Annotated in this window: 21 protein-coding genes; 19 read left to right on the top strand and 2 right to left on the bottom strand. The window is 47.9% G+C overall.

Features of this window, described 5'->3' with window-relative positions; all coding sequences use genetic code 11:
- The first annotated feature begins 2 nt into the window (after positions 1-2).
- The 4 genes from MFMK1_RS14375 (at position 3) to MFMK1_RS14360 (ending at position 4,534) form a co-directional block, all read left to right on the top strand.
- Positions 3-1,070 carry a branched-chain amino acid ABC transporter permease gene (locus tag MFMK1_RS14375; RefSeq protein ID WP_366922379.1) on the top strand — a complete coding sequence of 356 codons (1,068 nt, stop codon included), beginning with the start codon at positions 3-5 and terminating at the stop codon, positions 1,068-1,070.
- 158 nt (positions 1,071-1,228) lie between these two features.
- A complete protein-coding gene (locus MFMK1_RS14370; RefSeq protein ID WP_366922378.1) occupies positions 1,229-2,476 on the top strand; it encodes an ABC transporter substrate-binding protein in 1,248 nt (415 codons plus the stop codon).
- 72 nt (positions 2,477-2,548) lie between these two features.
- Positions 2,549-3,340 (top strand): ABC transporter ATP-binding protein, encoded by a 792-nt coding sequence (locus tag MFMK1_RS14365; protein WP_366922377.1) that lies wholly within the window; start codon positions 2,549-2,551, stop codon positions 3,338-3,340.
- On the top strand, positions 3,341-4,534 hold the full coding sequence (locus MFMK1_RS14360) for a phenylacetate--CoA ligase family protein (protein WP_366922376.1): 1,194 nt from the start codon (positions 3,341-3,343) through the stop codon (positions 4,532-4,534).
- Between the two features lie 8 nt (positions 4,535-4,542).
- Here MFMK1_RS14360 and MFMK1_RS14355 read toward each other — a convergent pair whose 3' ends face one another.
- On the bottom strand, positions 4,543-5,256 hold the full coding sequence (locus MFMK1_RS14355; RefSeq protein ID WP_366922375.1) for a pseudouridine synthase: 714 nt from the start codon (positions 5,254-5,256) through the stop codon (positions 4,543-4,545).
- Positions 5,257-5,412: 156 nt separating this feature from the next.
- On the opposite strand from MFMK1_RS14355, the gene MFMK1_RS14350 reads away from it, so the two are divergent.
- The 7 genes from MFMK1_RS14350 (at position 5,413) to MFMK1_RS14320 (ending at position 10,429) form a co-directional block, all read left to right on the top strand.
- Positions 5,413-5,904 carry a hypothetical protein gene (locus MFMK1_RS14350; protein WP_366922374.1) on the top strand — a complete coding sequence of 164 codons (492 nt, stop codon included), beginning with the start codon at positions 5,413-5,415 and terminating at the stop codon, positions 5,902-5,904.
- 5 nt (positions 5,905-5,909) lie between these two features.
- Positions 5,910-6,149, top strand: a complete 240-nt coding sequence (locus MFMK1_RS14345; RefSeq protein WP_366922373.1) for a hypothetical protein — start codon at positions 5,910-5,912, stop codon at positions 6,147-6,149.
- A 144-nt stretch (positions 6,150-6,293) separates the two neighbouring features.
- The gene (gene cobO / locus MFMK1_RS14340) at positions 6,294-6,827 is read left to right on the top strand and encodes a cob(I)yrinic acid a,c-diamide adenosyltransferase (protein WP_366922372.1); all 534 of its coding nucleotides are present in this window, start codon (positions 6,294-6,296) and stop codon (positions 6,825-6,827) included.
- 63 nt (positions 6,828-6,890) lie between these two features.
- A complete protein-coding gene (locus tag MFMK1_RS14335; RefSeq protein ID WP_366922371.1) occupies positions 6,891-7,028 on the top strand; it encodes a hypothetical protein in 138 nt (45 codons plus the stop codon).
- A gap of 130 nt (positions 7,029-7,158) precedes the next feature.
- A complete protein-coding gene (gene ilvC / locus MFMK1_RS14330; protein WP_366922370.1) occupies positions 7,159-8,154 on the top strand; it encodes a ketol-acid reductoisomerase in 996 nt (331 codons plus the stop codon).
- Positions 8,155-8,324: 170 nt separating this feature from the next.
- Positions 8,325-9,086 (top strand): fumarylacetoacetate hydrolase family protein, encoded by a 762-nt coding sequence (locus MFMK1_RS14325; RefSeq protein WP_428846274.1) that lies wholly within the window; start codon positions 8,325-8,327, stop codon positions 9,084-9,086.
- A 155-nt stretch (positions 9,087-9,241) separates the two neighbouring features.
- Entirely contained in the window at positions 9,242-10,429 is a 1,188-nt protein-coding gene (locus MFMK1_RS14320) for a BaiN/RdsA family NAD(P)/FAD-dependent oxidoreductase (protein WP_428846310.1), read from the top strand.
- A 55-nt stretch (positions 10,430-10,484) separates the two neighbouring features.
- Here MFMK1_RS14320 and MFMK1_RS14315 read toward each other — a convergent pair whose 3' ends face one another.
- Complete coding sequence (locus MFMK1_RS14315; protein WP_366922369.1) at positions 10,485-10,673, bottom strand: hypothetical protein; 189 nt, start codon at positions 10,671-10,673, stop codon at positions 10,485-10,487.
- Between the two features lie 174 nt (positions 10,674-10,847).
- Between MFMK1_RS14315 and MFMK1_RS14310 the strand changes: the two genes are divergently transcribed.
- The 8 genes from MFMK1_RS14310 to aroA all read left to right on the top strand — a co-directional run bounded on the left by MFMK1_RS14310 (position 10,848) and on the right by aroA (position 17,494).
- Positions 10,848-11,369, top strand: coding sequence for a hypothetical protein (locus MFMK1_RS14310; RefSeq protein ID WP_366922368.1), 522 nt, complete (start codon positions 10,848-10,850; stop codon positions 11,367-11,369).
- Between the two features lie 285 nt (positions 11,370-11,654).
- Positions 11,655-12,074, top strand: a complete 420-nt coding sequence (locus tag MFMK1_RS14305; protein WP_366922367.1) for a HutP family protein — start codon at positions 11,655-11,657, stop codon at positions 12,072-12,074.
- 45 nt (positions 12,075-12,119) lie between these two features.
- A complete protein-coding gene (gene aroH / locus MFMK1_RS14300) occupies positions 12,120-12,479 on the top strand; it encodes a chorismate mutase (RefSeq protein ID WP_366922366.1) in 360 nt (119 codons plus the stop codon).
- Entirely contained in the window at positions 12,476-12,979 is a 504-nt protein-coding gene (locus MFMK1_RS14295; protein WP_366922365.1) for a hypothetical protein, read from the top strand. The genes aroH and MFMK1_RS14295 overlap by 4 nt, the downstream gene beginning before the upstream one ends.
- Positions 12,980-13,193: 214 nt before the next feature.
- Positions 13,194-14,225: a 3-deoxy-7-phosphoheptulonate synthase gene (gene aroF / locus MFMK1_RS14290; protein ID WP_366922364.1), complete on the top strand. Its 1,032-nt coding sequence runs from the start codon at positions 13,194-13,196 to the stop codon at positions 14,223-14,225.
- Positions 14,222-15,085 carry a prephenate dehydratase gene (gene pheA, locus MFMK1_RS14285; protein WP_366922363.1) on the top strand — a complete coding sequence of 288 codons (864 nt, stop codon included), beginning with the start codon at positions 14,222-14,224 and terminating at the stop codon, positions 15,083-15,085. The genes aroF and pheA overlap by 4 nt, the downstream gene beginning before the upstream one ends.
- The gene (locus tag MFMK1_RS14280; RefSeq protein WP_366922362.1) at positions 15,078-16,178 is read left to right on the top strand and encodes a prephenate dehydrogenase/arogenate dehydrogenase family protein; all 1,101 of its coding nucleotides are present in this window, start codon (positions 15,078-15,080) and stop codon (positions 16,176-16,178) included. Before pheA ends, MFMK1_RS14280 begins: the two co-directional genes overlap by 8 nt.
- A 56-nt stretch (positions 16,179-16,234) precedes the next feature.
- Positions 16,235-17,494, top strand: coding sequence for a 3-phosphoshikimate 1-carboxyvinyltransferase (aroA, locus tag MFMK1_RS14275; protein ID WP_366922361.1), 1,260 nt, complete (start codon positions 16,235-16,237; stop codon positions 17,492-17,494).
- The last annotated feature ends 15 nt before the right edge of the window (positions 17,495-17,509 follow it).

Genomic DNA, 17,509 nt, shown 5'->3' with positions numbered 1-17,509 from the left:
ATATGCGGTTACGAAATCCATTCGTTATGGAAAGCGGAGTTTTCACTACCAACTACCGCGATGACATGGCTTTTCATTATCCCATGTTGGCGAAACTGCGGGTAGCGGCAATCATGCTGTTATTGTTTCTTCTTCCCGTGTATGCCGGCACATATCTAGTCAGCATCGCTAATCTGGTAGGTATAGCAATTATCGGGTCTCTTGGGCTAAACATTCTTACCGGCTTTACCGGACAAATATCCATTGGTCATGGAGCATTTTTAGGGGTGGGTGCTTATGCCGCCGGCTTTATTACCGCCAAAATGGGACTGCCATTTTGGATTGCATTGCCTGCTGCCGGGGTGATTACTGCAGCGGTAGGAGCAATATTTGGCATTCCATCTCTTCGATTAAAAGGGCTTTACTTGGCTATTGCCACTTTAGCGGCCCAGGTAATTATTGAATTTGTCATTGCTCATTGGGATGGAGTAACCAACGGTGTTCATGGGATGTTTTTGCCTGCACCTCAGTTATTCGGTTTCACCTTGGATAATGACGTGAGTTACTATTACTTGGTGCTGGTGGTGTGTATCATTGCTGCCATGTTTGCCTTCAATCTGTTTCGAAGCCGGGTAGGCCGGGCCTTTGTGGCCGTTCGGGACCGGGACTTGGCAGCGGAAGTGATGGGGATAAACTTATTTAAGTATAAAATTATGGCTTTTGCTCTCAGTTCGTTTTATGTAGGTGTGGCCGGAGCCCTCTGGGGACATTATTTGCGTATTATCAGTCCTGAGCATTTTACCATTGCAGTTTCCATTCAATATCTGGCCATGGTGATTATCGGCGGTTTGGGAAGTGTGATGGGATCCATTTATGGTGCGGTGTTTATCACCCTGCTGCCTATCGTGCTGCGGGAAATTGCCGGATTGTTTTCCACTTACTTTCCCAATATTGAAACCATTATTCTTGGGCTGAAGGAGGCGGTTTTTGGCACCACCATTGTAGTCTTTCTGATATACGAGCCCGAGGGGCTGGCCAGAATATGGCAGAATATTAAAGATTACTTTAAGTTGTGGCCATTTTCTTATTGATGCTTATGCGGAAGGATACAAATCGTCTGTTAAAGGGGGGGAGGCCGGGCAAGGGGTGGCAACTATTAACCTCACAAGAAGTCGATTTTGCCAGGAGATGTGAAACTACTAAAGATTAAGTTTACACATCCAGTAACTACCTAAAAGGAGGAAAAAAAATGTCCATAAGATTGCGGTTTGCTGCTGTTATTCTATCTCTGCTGCTGGTGATTGGTTTGGTGGCCGGATGCGGTGGCGGAAGTACCACTGAATCCGCCGATAAAGGTGACCAGGAAAAGTCAACTCCTAAACAAGAGGAACCTGCAAAGGAAGAGAATACAGAACCGATTAAACTGGGCGGTATTTTCGATATTACAGGTGGAACCGGTGATGTGGGCGCACCCTATGCTGAGGGAGCCACAGCCTATGTGAAATGGTTAAATGAAAATGGCGGCGTTAACGGTCGACAGATAGATTTAGAAGGTATTGACTATGCGTATAAGATTCCTCAGGCAGTTGAGGCTTATAAAAAGCTGGTCTACCAACAGAAAGCTCCTGCCATCCTGGGTTGGGGAACCGGTGATACCGAAGCAATGGTACCCTTTATCAGCAAGGATAAAATCCCCTATATTTCCGGATCTTTGTCCGAAACTCTACTGACGGTGGCTGATCACCCTTATAACTTCATGGTTGCTGCTTCTTATTCAGATCAGGCCAGAGTTATTCTTAAATACATCAAGGACAATGCCCAAGAGGAACAACCAAAGGTAGCTTTAATATATAACGATACCGGATTTGGTAAATCCCCCATCGCTGATGCTGAGGCATTTGCCAAGGAAATTGGCGTAGAGATTGTGGATAAGGAGGTAGTTGATTTAAAGGCACTGGATGCCACATCCCAGCTTTTGAACATGGATAAGGCCGGCGCCAACTATGCTATCATCCAGGAAACGTCAAACGCTACCGCTACCATCTTAAAGGATGCAAAGAAACTTGGTCTTGATACCAAATTCTTCGGTCTGAATTGGACGGCGGATGAAATTTCTCTCAAGCTGATGGGTGATGCTGCTGAAGGTTATATTGGGGTAATTCCCTTCGCCTTCCCATATGAAGATGTTGCAGGAATGAAAGATGTTGAAGAAGGATTTGCTTTAACGGGTAAGAGCCTGGATGAGTTGAACCAAAAGCATATTCAGGGTTGGTTTTCTGCTATGGTAATGATGGAAGGTATGAAGCGAGCCGGTGATGACGTTACCGGTGAAAATATTAAAAAGGGATTGGAAAGTATGAATGAATTTAGCTCCGGCGACCTAGCCGCACCGGTAAGTTTTTCTGCTGACAGTCATCGCGGCAGCAGTAAGGTTAAACTTTATCAAGTGACGGATGGACAATGGACACCTATTACAGATTGGATTGGTTACAAATAATAGTTAGCGGCATGAGTGAGAGTGTTTTTACCTCTCACTTCCCGCCGCTGTTTTAATCGGGGAGGTGAAGGCATGTTAGCTCTTAATAACATTGAAGTAATGTATGATAAAATAATTCTCGTATTGAAGGGCCTGTCTTTAAAAGTGCCCCAGGGTCAAATTGTTGCCTTACTGGGTAGTAACGGTGCGGGAAAGACGACCACACTTAAGGCAATTTCCGGGCTGTTGGCGGGAGAAGACGGGGAGGTCACCGACGGTAATATCCAGTTTCATGATAAGGACATTCACGGTATGGAACCGGATAAAATAGTTCGGGAAGGCATCTTCCAAGTGATGGAAGGTAGACGGGTATTTGAACACTTGACTGTAGAGGAGAACCTGATTGCCGGCGCATTCACCAGGAAAGACAAGGGTGGTGCAAAGAATGACCTTCAGTTGGTGTATGAGTATTTCCCCAAACTGAAACAGCTCAAATCGCGTGTTGCCGGTTACCTATCCGGGGGAGAACAGCAAATGCTGGCCATTGGCCGCGCACTGATGGCCCGTCCCCAATTGATGCTGTTAGATGAGCCATCCTTGGGCCTGGCACCGCTTTTGGTGCGAGAAATATTTGACATCATTCGACGTATTAATGAGAATGAAGGAACTACCATTTTGTTGGTGGAGCAAAATGCCAACATTGCCCTATCCATAGCGCATTATGGTTACATCATGGAAAGCGGTAGAATAGTGATGGAAGGTACGGAGGATAAGTTGAAGAAGAACGAAGATGTCCAAGAGTTCTATCTGGGTCTGACAGAAATTGGTGGGCGTAAAAGCTACCGCGACGTAAAGCATTATAAGCGCAGGAAGAGGTGGTTATAGGTGGAACTGGTTGAGTTTATTCAATATGGTTATGCCAATTCACCGAGAATTAGACAAATCATGGATGGTGTGGGAGTTGCGCCGGGCAGCGTAACCTGTGAAGCTGACTTGGATGGCATCCCGGTTACAAGCAAGGAATCCTTGATATCAGGTCAGGCTGCAGATCTGCCTTTTGGCGGCTGGCTGGGTGTCAATCCTGATGCTTTAGCGAGGATCTATGCTTCTCCCGGGCCGATATATGACCCCGAGGGCCAGGATCAGGATTTTTGGCGGTGGGTCCCGGCATTAAAGGCAGCAGGATTTACTGCCGCTGAACGGGTAATCAATACCTTCTCTTACCATCTTACACCTGCGGGCTTTATGTTTGATTCCGGGCTTCGTGCTCTAGGATGCACTGTCATTCCCGCTGGTACCGGAAATAAAGAGCTGCAGCTCACCATGATCCAGCAGATTGAGGTATCGGGTTTCGTCGGGCTGCCCAGTTACCTGATGGCCTTGATTAAAGACGCTGAGGACCAGGGACTGAATTTTGCCGACTCACATAACATTGATAAGGCATTGGTGACGGCAGAGCCGCTGCCAGGGTCTTTACGCCATGAACTGGAGCAAAGAGGGATAGATACTTACCAGTCTTATGGTACCGCTGATTTGGGTTGTGTGGCCTATGAATGCTCTGCCCATTCAGGGATGCATATTAATGAAGGACTTATTTTGGAAGTTGTAGACCCTAATTCTGGGCACAAAGTAGCACTAGGGGAACCCGGGGAAATAGTGGTGACCTTACTAAATACTACTTATCCCCTGCTTCGGTTTGGTACCGGTGACATGGGGATACTTACTGACGACGCCTGTACTTGCGGCCGCGGCGGTAAACGTATCAAAGAAATTATTGGCCGGGTGGGAGATGCTGTTAAGGTGCGTGGGTTATTTGTTCACCCTTCCCAGTTGGACCGGGCGCTGAACGAGATTACAGATGTGGATTATTATCAGGCACTGGTTACCAGAGAAGATTATAAAGATAAGTTAATCCTTCGCATTGAAACCAGAGGGACAGTACCCAAAAGTACTATGGCTGCTTTTATCGCAAACAAACTCAGGGAGCGTCTCCGGCTTGGTGTAGAAGTGGATCTGGTAACGAAAGATACCATAAATCGCCAAGAACCCCGGTTCAAAGACACCCGCTTTTGGGACTAGGTATTTGACTAATGTGCGGCCCTTTCCAAACGATCTTTACTTATATGCAGGTATTGGCCCGGTACCAGATTACTCAGGGTAAGGTCACCAATTGCTACCCGTTTTAAGTCAAGTACCGGGTGCCCAACTGCTTTGCACATTCGTCTTACTTGACGGTTGCGGCCTTCATGGATGATTATCTCCAACAGGGTATTGCCCTGTATTTTTTTTAGCTGTTTGACCTGAGCGTGGGCGGTGGGACCGTCCTCTAGTAACACCCCGCGGCGCAGCGTTGCTAATGTCTGCTGAGTTGGATCGCCCTTGACTAGGGCATGATATACTTTGTTTACTTCATGACTGGGGTGAGTGAATTTGTAGGTTAGTTCACCGTCATTGGTGAGAATGAGGAGACCTTCAGTATCATAATCCAGTCTGCCAACCGGATATATCCGCTGGGGTACATCCACCAAATCCATCACGGTACGCCGTCCCCGGGGGTCATCAGTGGTGCTCAAATATCCCTTAGGCTTGTACAGCAGTAGATAGACCTTCTCTTCACCGACCGAGACTATCTGATTATCTACCTCAATCACATCTTTGTCCGGGTCCGTCTTAAACCCCATTTCCCGAATTACCTTACCGTTCACCTTCACCCGTCCGTCTTCTATCATTTTTTCACTTTCACGCCGAGATGCAATGCCTGCGTGGGCCATCAATTTTTGCAAGCGTTCCAAGGTAATCACCTCATTGATAGATTTCTAGCTAGTTATCTGACCATCTTCTAACATGTAAACGATATAACTTATCATTATTTTATCACAGTGAAGGCAAATTTACAGATTGTTGAATAATTGTCTTCGCCGGGCTTCAAGCTAATACTGACTAATGGTAAGGAGGTGGTGAGTCTGAGTATTCGTCGTACCATCGTGGCACTGTTTAACGGTAGCCGGCAGGCAGTGGATTTGGTGAAAGCATTAAACGAAAAAGAACTGGCTAATAACCAAATTTCGTTGATAACTCCCCGAAAACGTCTTGAGGATATGGAAACTGCCGCTGAAGTAGCTGTGCCAGGTATTGATGCATTGGAGGGGTGGTTGGTACAGATAGATGATATCGACATTCCTGGTGTTGGCCGGGTGACCGCAGGCGGTCCTTTTGCCGGGGCCATCGGTCAGGGAGATAAAAATATCAGCGATATACTAACTTACTATGGTGTTGCTGCTTCTCGTGCCAAGGTATATCAGGAAGAGGTTAAGCGAGGGAAAATCCTTGCCGTAATTGAGACCAATAATGACAAGGCCAGTGAAACCGCTAACCTGATGGAACAAATGGGTGGCCATAAAGTGACAAAGTGGAGCAAGAATAAGAATAAATGGGGTAAAAGGAGCTGATTGCTATGCCTCGATGTATGGATTGTGGCAATGATACCACGTTTTCTTCAAGTGCCATTCCTAATGGTGCTCCCTGGGCTAATGGCCCTTATTCCGGATTAGTGGCAAGCTTTAGTGAAGGACAAGTGAAGCATGTAGAAAATATGGGCGCTGCTTACGAAGTAGCCCAAGAAGCGTTCCAGCGGCCGGAAGGTTATTTTGACACCTGTCACCACTGCGGGTCTGCTAACTTGCAGTGGCCTTAAAGTCCTTTAATGATGACATAATATTGCGATTTTTTCACCAAGCGCATTATCTGGGCAGGAAATATCCGACACATAACGAAAACCTATACGAATATAATTATTCCCGGCAATTGCTGCCGGGGATTTTCATCAGGGGGTTTTTCTATGGGGAAACATTTGGAGCAGGGCTTAATTCAAATATATACCGGTAATGCCAAAGGGAAGAGTACCGCCGCTTTTGGTTTGGCACTGCGCGCGGCGGGGCATGGCTATAATATTCGAATTGTCCAGTTTATGAAGACTGGTGATTACGGCGAGAATGCGGCTTTTAGGAGGCTAGAGCCTGAAATTCAGTGCCGTTCTTTTGGCAAGAAGGGCTTTAATAAGAAAGGCGAGGCTGCTGAGGAGGATATTGCCTTAGCCAGGCAGGCCATGGCTCAGGCACGAAACTGGTTGATTGATCCGGCAGTGGACATCCTGATATTGGACGAAATTAATAATGCTCTTTGGTTTGAGTTGGTTACTCTTGCGGAAGTGGAAGAACTGCTGCAGCTTAAGCCTGACCTCACAGAGGTTGTTCTAACCGGGCGCAACGCGCCGAAAAAACTGATAGAGCGTGCTGAACTGGTGACGGAGATGTTGGAGTTAAAGCATCCTTATCATAGTGGCATCGGCAGCCGAGAGGGGATAGAATTCTAAAAGTTGTAAGATATAGAGCAAAATAACTGCCGCAAAAGTCTTTATGGGATAGGGGGATGTCCGATGCCAATCGGTTTCACAGAATTAAGGGATGAGGTGAATCACCTGCCTGTGCTGCCTCAAACAATTATTCAAGTACTGGGACTGATTAATGCACCTGATGCCACACTCGTTATTTGTGGAAAAACAAAGGTGTTTTAAAGGATATTTCTGGGCCAGAATATTCAGCGAAAAATTTTTTGGAATTTTCGGCAGGAATTTTCATAATTCTTTAGAATATGAAATAGAATATCCTCGGATAAATTTTACAAATTAAATGGGAGGCATAAGTATGGCCAAGATGTTTTATGATGATGATGCAAATTTAAGTTTACTACAGGGTAAAACTATCGCTGTACTGGGTTACGGCAGTCAGGGCCACGCTCAGGCACAGAACTTAAAAGATAGCGGCTTGGATGTTGTTGTGGGTTTACGGGAAGGTAGTAAGTCCTGGACCCAAGCCGAAGACGATGGATTGAAGGTAGTAACCGTTGCTGAAGCCGCTAAAATGGCTCAGGTAGTGCAGATTTTATTGCCTGATGAAGCACAGGGTAAAGTTTACAAAACCGATGTGGAGCCAAATCTTGAACCAGGTAACGCTTTGGTATTTTCCCACGGCTTTAACATTCACTTTAATCAGATAGTACCGCCGAAAGATGTGGACGTCTTTATGGCTGCACCAAAGAGTCCGGGCCATTTGGTGCGCCGCATGTACGAAAATGGCGCCGGTGTTCCCGGTTTAGTCGCGGTTTACCAAAATGCCAGCGGCAAAGCGATGGATTTGGCCTTAGCCTACTCTAAAGGCATTGGTTGTACCCGTGCCGGTGTGATTGAGACTACTTTCCAGGAAGAGACCGAGACAGACCTATTCGGTGAGCAGGCCGTCCTGTGCGGCGGTGCCACTGCCCTAGTAAAAGCCGGTTTTGAAACCCTGGTGGAGGCTGGATACCAGCCGGAAATTGCCTACTTTGAATGTCTGCATGAATTGAAATTAATTGTAGATTTAATGTATGAAGGCGGTTTAGGCCAGATGCGCTATTCCATCAGTGATACGGCTCAGTACGGTGATATCACCCGGGGTCCCCGGTTAATCAATGCCGATGTTAAGGCGGAAATGGCAAAAATCCTAGCGGAAATACAGGATGGTCAGTTTGCAAAAGAGTGGATTTTGGAAAACCAGGCAAACCGTCCCCAGTTCAATGCCCTCACGCGTAAAGATGATGAGCATCTGCTGGAGAAGGTGGGTAGCAAGTTAAGAGAAATGATGCCCTGGTTGAAAAAGAAGTAAGCAAGAAAGCCAAAATTAGCTAATAAAGCCACTGTTACCTGTGCGGATAGCAGTGGCTTTGCCATATAATCTGTTAAAGAGGAACACGCTATTAAAACATGCCCGGTGGACTCCCATCTCAAAAAGTGGGTGGTGAATGGGCGTCAATTAAATGCTGAAAGGATGATGAAATGATGCGATGGCTGCGTTTTTTGGAAGGGGAACGGGTAAAATATGGACTGGAGTCTGATGGGGTTGTCACCCCTGTCAAGGGTTCGCCATTTAATTCCTATCAGCGGGAGACAAAATCCTATGCGTTGGAAGATTTAATGCTGCTTTCACCCTGTGAACCCAGTAAAGTATTATGTGTCGGTCTTAATTATCGGGACCACGCCCAGGAGGTCAAGATTGAGCTGCCTGATAAACCGGTAATCTTCATGAAACCTTCTACCAGTGTTGTAGGCAGCTGCCAAGATATTGTCTGCCCCCCTATCAGCAGAAGGGTGGATTATGAGGCGGAATTGGCAGTGGTTATCCGCAAAACCGCTAAAAATATCGCTCGACAGGATGCCCATCAATTCGTTCTGGGTTACACCTGCGGCAATGATGTCACTGCGCGGGATTTGCAGCCCAAGGATGGGCAATGGACCATCAGTAAGTCCTTTGATACCTTTTGTCCGCTGGGCCCGGTAATTGACACGGACGCTAACCCTGACAACTTGATGGTTAGGCTGCTGCTTAACGGCGAGGTGAAGCAGCAGGCCAACACTAATCAGATGATTTTCTCTCCTCTTGACCTGGTCAGTTACTTATCAGCAGTGATGACACTTCATCCCGGAGATGTGATTTTGACCGGTACGCCCAGCGGTATTGGACCGATACGGCCCGGGGACCAAGTGACCGTGGAAATTGATGGGATTGGCAGCTTGGTTAATCCTGTGGTAGAAGGGTAATAATCTATTGCTGGAAAGGTGTTTGCACAAATTGGAAGGAATAATAAATACTCTTGTGCTTTTAAGTGAAATACGTGTAAAAAACATTAATTGGCAGAACAACGGTGGTGGTTAATATTTACGATGTAGTAGTAATTGGCGGCGGTGCTGCCGGCATGATGGCGGCAATACAGGCGGGCCTTCGTGGCAGAGAAGTGTTGCTGCTGGAAAAAAATAACCGTTTAGGTAAGAAACTGCTCATTACCGGTAATGGACGCTGCAATATTACCAACAGCACCCCGATAGAAGATATGATTGGTCAGGTGCCCGGCAATGGCCGTTTCCTTTATAGTGCATTCTATACATTTGACAATAACGCAGTACTGGACTTTTTTCACCGGCAGGGTGTACCCACCAAGGAGGAACGGGGCGGACGCATTTTCCCCCGTTCTGACCGTGCTCGGGATGTGGTGGACGGTTTAGCCAGGGCATTGCGACAAGCGGGGGTCGAGGTAATGATGGGTCAAAGCGTAGAGGCGGTTATCCCGAGAGCAGAAAGTAGTTTTACTATTCGTACCAGCGAAACCGAATATACTGCCGGGAAAGTAATTATTGCTGTCGGGGGTGCATCCTGTCCCCGCACTGGTTCAAGCGGTGACGCTTACCCATGGGTAAGAGAGATGGGTCATAAGGTTACCCCTATTTTGCCCGCCCTAATACCCCTGGTGACGCAAGAAAAATGGGTGCCTCAGCTCCAGGGGCTCTCTTTAAAAAATGTTTGCCTAACTGCTCGTCAGGGGAAAAGAAAGTTAGGTGAGGAATTTGGCGAGATGCTTTTTACACATTTCGGTCTTTCCGGTCCCATTGTGCTTACATTGAGTCGGGCAGTTGCCCATGCTCTCAATAAAGGCGCACGGGTCACGGTTGAATTAAATCTCAAGCCGGCACTGACCCCGGATAAGCTGGATCAACGCCTGATAAAAGATTTTAAGACATACGCCCGCAAGCAATTTAAAAACGCCTTGGACGATTTGCTGCCGAAGATGCTTATCCCGGTAATTATACAGTTATCGGCCATTGACGCGGAAAAACCGGTTCACCAGATTACCCAGGAAGAACGAAAATCATTAGTGGTACTGCTCCAGTGCCTGACTATGACTGTTAGCGCCACTCGGCCATTGGCCGAGGCGATTGTTACCAGTGGCGGCGTGTCAGTAAAAGAAATAGACCCATCCACCATGGAGTCCCGGCTAGTTCCCGGACTGTATTTTGCGGGAGAGGTGATGGACATTGATGCCTATACCGGCGGCTACAATCTTCAGGCTGCCTGGTCCACCGGTTATGTGGCAGGGAATAGTATCTAGCTTGGTGGATGATACTCGTAAGCGCCGACATCCTCCAGGATGTCCATGGCTATCTTCAACCGGGGCAGTGTTTTTTTAGCAGCGCCTCCAGTCTTCTTTGATTGTTACGGTGCTGAAGGTGAAGCTCCTCTAAGGCCTGTTGAATTTCATCAAGTTGGACTGTTTTGCTGTAATCCAGATAATTTCGGCTTAATGACTTTTCATAGGATATAAATCTGTTTAATATATTACGCAGCGTTGCCAAGATAATCTCCTCCTGATTTGCACTAGTTTTTTGACGCGAGATGTTAGTATATTATATCCAAGATAACTACCGGAGGTTAATGTTTTTATCACCTTTATCGCCTTGCCTGTGGCATAAGAATAACCTGCCCCGCGTAACATACAAATAAGTCTGTCCTTTGGGGGGGTTGTTTTTATGAAATTTAAAAAAATGCGGGTGAGTTGGACGGAAATCTTTGAGCGTTGGTCCGAAACAGTAGAAAAGTACCTTATTCGTACCGTGGTGTTGGGTGTCTTGCTGCTGGTTGTGGCCCAAGCCCTTGCTTTAGATGAACCGGCAAATTTCTATATGGGCTTTTCCCAGCTGTTAGACCGTGAGGCAGCGGAATTTAATCGCCAATATCCTGAAGCGCGTTCGGTCAATGCACCGCTTAGTGCCTTTGCCACTGTTAGTGTTCGGCTGAATAAGTTTTCTGCGCTGGAGAAAGCCAAATTGTTGGTAAACGGGAAAGAAGTTACGGATTTCAGACATCCTCAGGTCACTGTCAAGGTAAACTCCGGTGACGTAATATCGGTGGATGGAAGCTTCTATACCCACCAGCTTGAATTTGAGATTGTCGGCGGCACTGATAATATTGCAGTGCCGAAAATCAATGCAAAAATTGAAGTAGAAGGAGATAGTGCCTCTTTTGCGCCAGTAGAAGTTCTGCAAAAATGAGCCATATCCTTGTCAAACTGCCACCGTTTCAGATATAATCATAAAAAGACTTTCCAAACTAACTTTCGATACATGTTAAAGTACGTGTTCAAAAAGGCCATCGTAGCAGGAGCAAGAAGTTCAAGGCGCGAAGTATTTTGAGACGCGGAGCGTACTGGCGGCGTACGTGAGCAGTCTCAAAGACTGAGCAACGTAGAAATTCGCCGCTCACCTGCGATGGACTTTTTGAACATCCTCTTAAAGCAATACTAATATAAATCATCTATTGAAATTGGAGGTAATGATATGTCCCAACGGTACGGTAGCAAGAAAATTGCAGCGGTGGCTATCCAGATGGCTCTTACCGAATCCCGGGAAGAGGAGAAGAAATTGAAGGACGAGTATCAACAGATGGGCATCAAAACCGCTGCTGTAGATTATGGCGGCGAGTTTATCACTGCCGTGAAAAAAATTGTAGAAAGAGCGGTGGTTGCGGCAAAGCGGGAAGGCGTTATTAAAGAAACCCATGCTGATGAAGGTGCTGTCGCCGGAGCAACTCGGGAAGCGCTTTCTCAAATTATGCCCAAAGCTATTGGTCTTAACGTAGGTGGTAAGATCGGGATTTCTCGGCAGCATGACCATATCAGCGTTGCGGTATATTTTGGTATCGGTCTATTACACCTGGATGAAGTGGCCATCGGCTTGGGCCATAGGGCTGCGTCGTAATGTGCGCAGTAGAGTAGTACAGTTACAACGGGGAGGTATTTTAGGATGGCAGTAAGGGGGATACGCGGCGCTACATCGGTGGCCGAAAACAATCCTCAGTTGATTAAGGAAGCTACTGGGGAGCTTTTGCGTAGGATGGTAGATGAAAACCAAGTTGATTTAGCAGAGACAGCCAGTATATTTTTCACAGTGACCAGGGATTTAGATGCGGCTTTTCCCGCGGCTGCGGCGCGGGAGTTAGGCTGGACCCAGGTGCCTTTGCTTTGTGCCACGGAGATAAATGTGCCGGGCAGCGTATTGGGCATTATTCGCGTGTTGATACACGTCAATACTGATAAAAAGCAGCACGAAATCAAACACTCTTATCTCAAAGATGCAGTAAAATTGCGGGAGGATTTACGGTGAAACCTTTATTGGTAGTATCCGGAATTAAGAATATTGAGCAGGCTATGGAAGCAGTGACAATCGGGGCAGTGGCTATCGGCTTCGTTTTTCATGGTGAAGACAGCATTCACCCTGAGCAGGCTCGGGAGATAGCATTATCCCTGCCGCCGTTTATTTCTAGGGTAGGAATTTTTAAGGATGAACCATGGTACAGTGTGATGGAGTTGGCTACGCTTTGCTCTTTGGAAGTTTTGATGTTTGAAGGAACTGAAGATGAGGTCTATTTAGGGCGTTTTAGTCAGCATGTGCTTAAATATGGTTCGGAGCAGGCCGACAACTTTTATACAGTGATGGGAATTAGCCAATGGCGTCAGGAAATGGATAGCGGCAGATTGATTGTGCGTTGTCATGACGTTAATAGTATAAACAAGGCACAAAAGGTGATTACACCTTTTGGCATAGAATTAAGGACAAGCAGCGGGGAGGATTACCGCAAGCTGCTTGTCGGCTGGCAGAGATGACCCAAAAGTTTTCGGCAGTATGGTAGCGGGTCATGCCACTGACAAACTCACGGTAGGATGGTAGGACGGTAGGAGGGAAGCACATTTCGCTCCTTAAGGAGTGCTTTTTTATGCCTTTTTCCTTAATCCCGTCTTATCCCAAAGGGGGGATGGTGTTTTTAAATTTTGTCCGAAAAGGATATAATGAAATTATACTAATTGGAGGGGTTAAGGCATGATAGTAGTGATGAGTCATAATGCAAAAAAGGAACATATAGAGAAGGTAATGAACCGTCTGAAAAAGGAAGGATTTGACCTGCACCTGTCTCAAGGAGTTTCTCGCGCCATCATTGGCATTATCGGCGATAAGGCGCGTTTGGCGGGACTGGCCATTGAGGCAATGCCGGGAGTAGAAAAAGTAGTTCCCATTCTTCAACCGTTTAAATTAGCGGGATGGGACTTTAAACCGGAGGAAACCGTTGTGGAAATTGTACCAGGAGTGGAAATTGGCGGTAAACAAGTGCATGTTATCGCCGGACCATGTGCAGTGGAAAACGAAGAACAGATAATTTCCGTTGCTAAAGAGGTGAAGGCGGCGGGGGCGACACTGCTTCGCGGCGGCGCTTTTAAACCCCGTAGCTCTCCATATTCTTTTCAGGGTCTGGAAGAAACGGGCCTTAAATTATTGGCCCAGGCGCGGCGGGAAACAGGCCTGCCGGTGGTAACAGAAATAATGGATGTGAGAAATCTGCCTCTGGTTGCCGAGTATGCCGACGTTCTTCAGGTCGGTGCACGCAATATGCAGAACTTCTTTTTACTGAAAGAATTGGGTCAGGTAGACAAGCCGGTGATTTTAAAACGCGGCCCATCCGCTACCATTGAAGAATGGATCTTGGCGGCGGAATACATCATGTCTGCCGGTAATCATAAAGTGATTCTCTGTGAGCGGGGCATTCGTACTTTCGAGACATACACTCGTAACACCTTGGATTTGAGCGCGGTACCGGCGGTAAAGCATCTTACTCACCTGCCGATAATAGTAGACCCCAGCCATGGTACCGGTAAATGGCGGATGGTGCAGCCAATGTCCCGAGCCGCTTTGGCTGCCGGCGCTGACGGTTTGATGGTGGAAGTTCACTGCAGCCCCGAGGAAGCTCTTTCAGACGGGCAGCAGTCGCTAACACCGGAAAATTTCCGGGAAATGATGCGGGAATTAAACTCTTTGGCTCAAGCACTGGGTAGGGAAGTTACCGGAGGTACGCTGTGATACTAGCTTATCTAGGTCCTGAGGGCACCTTTTCCCACCAAGCAGCCCATTACTGGACAAGACAGCAGGATTGTGAATTAGTTTCTTACCCTACGGTAATGGCCACATTGTTGGCCGTTAGCCGAGGTGATGTTCATTTAGCGGCTGTTCCGGTGGAAAACTCTATTGAGGGCAGCGTTAATCTAACCATGGATTTCTTAGCCAAAGAACAGTTGCGCACTGATATGAGAAAAACTGATATTAGCATCCAAGGAGAACTGGTGCTGGATATTGTCCACTGCTTGGCGGCGGTGGATAAAAGCAGCCCTTTGGAAACGATTCTTTCCCATCCTCAAGCCCTGGCACAATGCCGGGGCTATTTAGAAAACCATTTTCCCCAAGTTAGGTTAGAACAGACGGAAAGCACTGCTCATGCCGCAGCTATTGCTGCGGCACGGGGTGCCGGCTGGGGAGCTATCAGCTCCGCTTACGCCGCTGACACCTACAATTTGGCAGTACGCCAGAAGAACATTGCAGACATCACCCCCAATCAGACTCGCTTTTTACTGTTGGGAGACAGTGAACCTGAAAGTACGGGAAATGATAAAACTTCATTAATGTTGGCACTGCCGCAGGATAAACCGGGTGGGCTGTATTCCATTTTGCAGGAATTTGCAGCGGCCGGGATTAACCTCACTCGCATAGAATCACGCCCCAGTAAAAAGGAGCTCGGAGATTACATTTTCTTTATCGATTGTGAGGGCCATCGTCGTACGCAGCCGTTACAGCGAGTGTTGTCGCTGCTAAACACTAAGACAGCGCTCCTAAGTGTGCTTGGATCCTATCCGGTATTTGTTCAGGGCAGTGATGCCCATGACTAAGTTTGGTCGTTTGGTAATTGTTGGCTTGGGTTTGATTGGCGGATCTTTGGCTATGGCATGGAAAAAAGCCGCTGTTGCTGAAGAAATAGTCGGTGTAGATATTGATGACGCGGTGTGCACCATGGCAGAAACAATGGGAGCCGTCGATTGGGCCACCCGGGAAGTCGCGGAAGCGGTATCCAAGGCCCAGGTAGTGGTATTAGCAGTACCGGTGGCCAAAATTGAACAAGTGGCAGAGTTGGTCTTAAAGCATATTCCTAGACAGTGCCTGATAACGGATGTGGGTAGTACCAAAGCCGGGCTTACCGGGCGGTTATCCGACATATTTGCTCACCGGGGCACGTATATCGGCGGGCATCCCATGGCCGGGTCAGAACAGACAGGCATAGCCGGGGCAGACCCTTATCTTTTTGAAAACGCTGTTTATATTCTCACTCCCAGGCAGGAAAATATTCCTGCAGTTGATCAGTTGGCACTTCTAGTGGGTAAATTAGGCGCACGCAGTATAATAATGCCGCCTGGCCAACACGACGCAATCGTGGCGGCGGTGAGCCATCTGCCACATGTAGTGGCGGCAGGTCTAGTAAATACCGCCAGCGGCGTGGAAGAAAGGTTTCCGCGTACCCTGATGCTGGCTGCCGGGGGGTTCCGCGACACTACACGAATTGCTTCGGGTGACCCGGGCTTATGGCAGGGCATCTGCCGGGCAAATAAAGAGCAGCTGCTTCAGGTATTAAAGGAATTTCAGCATAATATTACTCATTTTATTCACCTGTTGGCAGCTGATGATACCGATGGCATCAAAGGTTATTTAACCCGGGCTAGAATCACCAGGGAAAGTATTCCCGCCAAGCGGCGGGGTTTTTTGCCCCAGGTATTTGATCTGGTAGTTACGGTGCCGGACAGGCCGGGTATGATCGGCTCATTGGCTCAGCTTTTGGGCGGACATGGCGTCAACATTGCCGATATCGAAATTCTTCGGGCTCGGGAAGGGGATGGCGGCACTATTCGGCTGGGGGTACAAAGTGCCGAGGCACTGGACCGGGCGGTGGAATTACTTGCTGGGGCCGGTTATCCCGTTCGCAAGCTATAGAAATTAAAATTATAATCCGGCATGATTAAGAGGTGAGTTATTTGCGGGTAAGGCCGATGGATACTATAAGCGGGGAGATTACAGTCCCCGGAGACAAATCTATTTCACATCGGGCAGTGATGCTGGGCGCAATGGCCAGGGGAACAACTGTGGTGAAAGGCTTTCTTATGGGTGAAGATTGCTTAAGCACCGTTAGCTGCTTCCGGCAGCTGGGCGTGCCGGTAGAAATAAAAGAAGACACTGTCATCATCACAGGCTGCGGCGGGCAGCTGCAGTCGCCAGATGCAGTGCTAGATGCGGGCAACTCCGGCACTACCGTCAGATTACTGATGGGTATCTTGGCAGCTTCCCCAGGTTTATCAGCTGTGCTTGACGGTGATAATTCTTTGGCCCACCGGCCGATGGGCAGGGTAATGACGCCTTTAATAAGAATGGGTGCACAGTTTGCAAGCAGGGAAGATAATTACCTGCCCATATCTGTATCAGGCCGGCAGCTTTGGGGCATTAGTTATTCTTCCCCTGTGGCCAGCGCTCAAGTCAAGTCCGCGGTGCTGCTCGCTGGATTGTCTGCCGGCGGAGATACCGAAATCACCGAGCCGTTTCGCTCCCGGGACCATACCGAACGAATGCTTAAAGCATTCGGTGCCAAGCTGGAAAGCCATGGAACCACCGTGGCCCTTACCGGCGGGCAGGCTCTACACGGGTGTCAGGTAAAAGTGCCCGGGGATATTTCTTCTGCCGCCTTTTTTATCACCGCGGCGTTAACAGCTAAAGAAGGTTCTCTGGGTATTAAGAATGTAGGTATTAATCACACCCGCAGTGGCATTATTGACGCCCTGCGAGAGATGGGGGCGGATATTCGCTTGAACAATCGGCGAATGAGCGGTTATGAGGAAGTTGCCGACCTTCATATTGAAAGCAGTGATTTGAGGGGTGCCGTCTTTGGCGGGGATTTAATTCCGCGTATGATTGATGAAATACCGGCCCTGGCAGTTGCCGCTTTGGCTGCCCGGGGATCTACGGTTATCAAGGATGCTGCAGAGCTTAGAGTCAAGGAAAGCGACCGCATTGAAGTGTTGGTCAAAGAACTACGCAGGATGGGTGCTGATATCTCAGAACGCCCGGACGGTTTGGAAATCAGAGGCGGCAGACGGCTCAACGGGACGGCTGTCTCCGGATACGGGGACCACCGAATGGCCATGGCGTTGGCGGTAGCCGGTCTGATGGCTGATGGCGAAACATTAGTTAAGGACGCCGAAAGTGTTACCGTATCCTTTCCAAACTTTTGGGACATGCTCGCTTTGGTGTCAGCGTAGTTAACTCACCCGTAA

This window comes from Metallumcola ferriviriculae, from assembly GCF_035573695.1.
In the GTDB taxonomy this organism is placed as follows: Bacteria; Bacillota; JADQBR01; order JADQBR01; family JADQBR01; genus Metallumcola; species Metallumcola ferriviriculae.
This window is presented reverse-complemented; position numbering and strand designations above follow the sequence as displayed.

Excerpts from the sequence above, each read along its gene's own strand:
- MFMK1_RS14375 (WP_366922379.1), top strand. The coding sequence starts at position 3 with ATGCGGTTACGAAATCCATTCGTTATGGAAAGCGGAGTTTTCACTACC.
- MFMK1_RS14370 (WP_366922378.1), top strand. The coding sequence starts at position 1,229 with ATGTCCATAAGATTGCGGTTTGCTGCTGTTATTCTATCTCTGCTGCTG.
- MFMK1_RS14365 (WP_366922377.1), top strand. The coding sequence starts at position 2,549 with ATGTTAGCTCTTAATAACATTGAAGTAATGTATGATAAAATAATTCTC.
- MFMK1_RS14345 (WP_366922373.1), top strand. The coding sequence starts at position 5,910 with ATGCCTCGATGTATGGATTGTGGCAATGATACCACGTTTTCTTCAAGT.
- cobO (WP_366922372.1), top strand. The coding sequence starts at position 6,294 with ATGGGGAAACATTTGGAGCAGGGCTTAATTCAAATATATACCGGTAAT.
- MFMK1_RS14335 (WP_366922371.1), top strand. The coding sequence starts at position 6,891 with ATGCCAATCGGTTTCACAGAATTAAGGGATGAGGTGAATCACCTGCCT.
- ilvC (WP_366922370.1), top strand. The coding sequence starts at position 7,159 with ATGGCCAAGATGTTTTATGATGATGATGCAAATTTAAGTTTACTACAG.
- MFMK1_RS14325 (WP_428846274.1), top strand. The coding sequence starts at position 8,325 with ATGATGCGATGGCTGCGTTTTTTGGAAGGGGAACGGGTAAAATATGGA.
- MFMK1_RS14320 (WP_428846310.1), top strand. The coding sequence starts at position 9,242 with ATGATGGCGGCAATACAGGCGGGCCTTCGTGGCAGAGAAGTGTTGCTG.
- MFMK1_RS14310 (WP_366922368.1), top strand. The coding sequence starts at position 10,848 with ATGAAATTTAAAAAAATGCGGGTGAGTTGGACGGAAATCTTTGAGCGT.
- MFMK1_RS14305 (WP_366922367.1), top strand. The coding sequence starts at position 11,655 with ATGTCCCAACGGTACGGTAGCAAGAAAATTGCAGCGGTGGCTATCCAG.
- aroH (WP_366922366.1), top strand. The coding sequence starts at position 12,120 with ATGGCAGTAAGGGGGATACGCGGCGCTACATCGGTGGCCGAAAACAAT.
- aroF (WP_366922364.1), top strand. The coding sequence starts at position 13,194 with ATGATAGTAGTGATGAGTCATAATGCAAAAAAGGAACATATAGAGAAG.
- MFMK1_RS14280 (WP_366922362.1), top strand. The coding sequence starts at position 15,078 with ATGACTAAGTTTGGTCGTTTGGTAATTGTTGGCTTGGGTTTGATTGGC.
- aroA (WP_366922361.1), top strand. The coding sequence starts at position 16,235 with ATGGATACTATAAGCGGGGAGATTACAGTCCCCGGAGACAAATCTATT.